Origin of the sequence: Streptomyces sp. NPDC002138, assembly GCF_040296485.1 — a bacterium.
Taxonomy (GTDB): Bacteria; Actinomycetota; Actinomycetes; order Streptomycetales; family Streptomycetaceae; genus Streptomyces.
Genome location: NZ_JBEOXE010000155.1, coordinates 1 through 2,217, shown reverse-complemented (window position 1 = coordinate 2,217; position 2,217 = coordinate 1). Strand labels below are relative to the sequence as shown.

Here is a 2,217-nt window from a genome sequence, read left to right as displayed (position 1 = left end):
CCTTTGTACTCACCCTCTCGGGCTTTCCTCCGGGCTTCGTTCTTCGTTTCCGACTCTATCAGACTCTCTCGTGTCCGATTCCCGGTCGAAGCGGGGTTTGCTTTCCAGGTTTTCGCTTTCGCGTTTCCCTTTCCGGCGAGACCGACTCTATCAGAAGTTTCGGACCGGTTCTCCCGGCGTTCACATCTGAAAAAGAGCGGAGTGCACCCCTGATGGATTTGAATTCCATGGGAGGGGGGCGGGTAAGACTCTAAACCACTGTCGCCGAACTTGTCCAGTTCGAGGCAACCGTTCGACTCTACCCAGCCACCCTCACCGTGTCAACGCCCCAGAATCCGCCCACCCCGCCCGCTCGCCGGAGGACTTCAGCGCCTGGGCTTCGGCCCTGTCCGCGGCGGAACTCGCCGAGCCCTTCACGTTCGTCGTCGACCCGGCGGGTGTGCTGCGTCTCGCGCCGCGCCGGAGCGAGCACGTGGTGTGTGTCGGCGGTGGCACCGTCCTGAGCGCCGGTGAGATCGGCTTCCGCAAGGAGCACGGCCAGTGGGTGGTCGGTGAGGTGGTGTTCCGCCGCTGCCCCACCTGCGATCAGCTGAACATCGTCCGGGAGGAGCACTTCGTCTGCGTCTTCTGCGACGGCTCCCTACCGGGGGAATGGAACGTGGACGCCCCCGGACGTCAGCGACCCGGGCGTGACCCGTGGGCGTCGTCCGGACGGGCGCCAGGGGCCGGACATACGACAGTGCCGCCATGCTGATCGTGACGGCCGGTCTGCCCACGGCGGGAAAGAGTTCGGTTGCCGAGGGGCTCGGGCGGGCGCTGTCTGCCGCCGCGGAGGCGGCTCGCCGGCAGTGGCGGACACTGGCCGACCGCCATCGGGCGCCAGTGGCATTCACGGAGGTGGTGTGTTCGGACTCGCGGGTCCATCGGCAGCGCCTGGAGCGCCGATCCCGGGGCATCGTCGGCTGGGAAGAGCCGACCTGGGAAGCGGTTCAGGAGCGACGGGCGACGTACGAGCCCTGGACCGATCACCGGCTGGTACTCAATCGACCGAAGGCCCGGCTTCGAACCTGACGCGGGCCCAGCACCACCTGACCGAAGCAGCGCACCCTCCCCGGCCCACCCCATGAGAGGAAACGGATCAGCTGGTCCCAAGTCGGCCTGTCGAGACTCCCCTCGGCGGGCCACTCGATGGAACCGGGCCGGACGCCCGCCTCCTTCGCCGAGGGAAAGCAGCGAAGACAGGGGTACAGGCCCTGCGGCACGACGGGATCGCCGGGCCGCCCGGGCACCTCGTAGCCGGTGAGCCCGGCGTCCTGGGCGAGCCCGGCGAGTCAGCCGGTCTCGGAAGCGGGCGCGAGGGGCCACAAGGCGAGGACGTCGTCGAGCACCCGGCCAGGCTACGGGCCCAGGTTCGAACCGGGGGTGTTAGCCCAGGGTGAGGGGGAGGGAAAGGGCTTTGGGCAGGTTGGCAAGTGCGGCCTGCTGAGGGTTTGTTGGGGGGCGGCGGCCCGTGGCGATCAGGAGGGCTTCCTTGTCCGAGAAGGAGGGGGGCAACGCCGTGCCGACGATGGATTCCAGTAGCTCTCGGGACTGGCGGAGGCCTTCTTCGGGTGGGGGCGCCGCGTGGGGGAGGTGTGCCGTGAGGTCGAGGTGGTGCAGCGTCCATTCCAGGACGTACGCGGAGAGGTAGTCGCCCGCGGTCAGGACCTCGTCGCGGGTTCCCACGCGGCCGGCCCGGTCCGCGAGTTCGGCCGCTCGGCCGGCGGCGGAGCCGACGTCGTCCAGGTGGAACTTGAGCAGCCACGGCTCCTCGTACGCCGCGGCCAGGCGGACGATCAGCGCATCGAGCGGGTCGTCGCCGGTCGGGGTATCGAGCACGTTCCAGTACGTCGCCGCATCGCGGGTCGGTGCGGCGTCGACGGGGGTGACGAGAGTGATCAGGACGTCTTGCGCGTCGATGATCAGATGGCACACCAGATCCCGCACGAGCCAGCCTACGCAGCCGGACGGCAGGGCGAAGTCCTCGTCCCGGAGTTGGGCGACCGCGGCCCGCAGCGCAGTCCATGAGCGTGAGAACTGGTCCATCACAGCAAGCTAACAGCGCCGACCGTTTTCGGCATCAGAACGCAGAAAAGCCCCGCACCAAAAGGTGCGGGGCTTTCCCGGAAAAATTGTTCGGCGGCGTCCTACTCTCCCACAGGGTCCCCCCTGCAGTAC

At 68.2% G+C, this 2,217-nt stretch carries 2 protein-coding genes; one reads left to right on the top strand and one right to left on the bottom strand.

Annotated elements, in window-relative coordinates; genetic code table 11:
• The first annotated feature begins 747 nt into the window (after positions 1 to 747).
• Positions 748 to 1,071 carry a P-loop nucleotide/nucleoside kinase family protein gene (locus ABT084_RS37790; protein WP_351054359.1) on the top strand — a complete coding sequence of 108 codons (324 nt, stop codon included), beginning with the start codon at positions 748 to 750 and terminating at the stop codon, positions 1,069 to 1,071.
• Positions 1,072 to 1,425: 354 nt separating this feature from the next.
• Here the strand turns inward: ABT084_RS37790 and ABT084_RS37785 are convergent, their stop codons facing one another.
• Positions 1,426 to 2,085, bottom strand: a complete 660-nt coding sequence (locus ABT084_RS37785; RefSeq protein WP_351054357.1) for a maleylpyruvate isomerase N-terminal domain-containing protein — start codon at positions 2,083 to 2,085, stop codon at positions 1,426 to 1,428.
• Positions 2,086 to 2,217 lie beyond the last annotated feature (132 nt).

What these genes read in the sequence shown, in the direction of transcription:
- ABT084_RS37790 (WP_351054359.1), top strand. Translation starts at nt 748, where the DNA reads ATGCTGATCGTGACGGCCGGTCTGCCCACGGCGGGAAAGAGTTCGGTT.
- ABT084_RS37785 (WP_351054357.1), bottom strand. Translation starts at nt 2,085, where the DNA reads ATGGACCAGTTCTCACGCTCATGGACTGCGCTGCGGGCCGCGGTCGCC.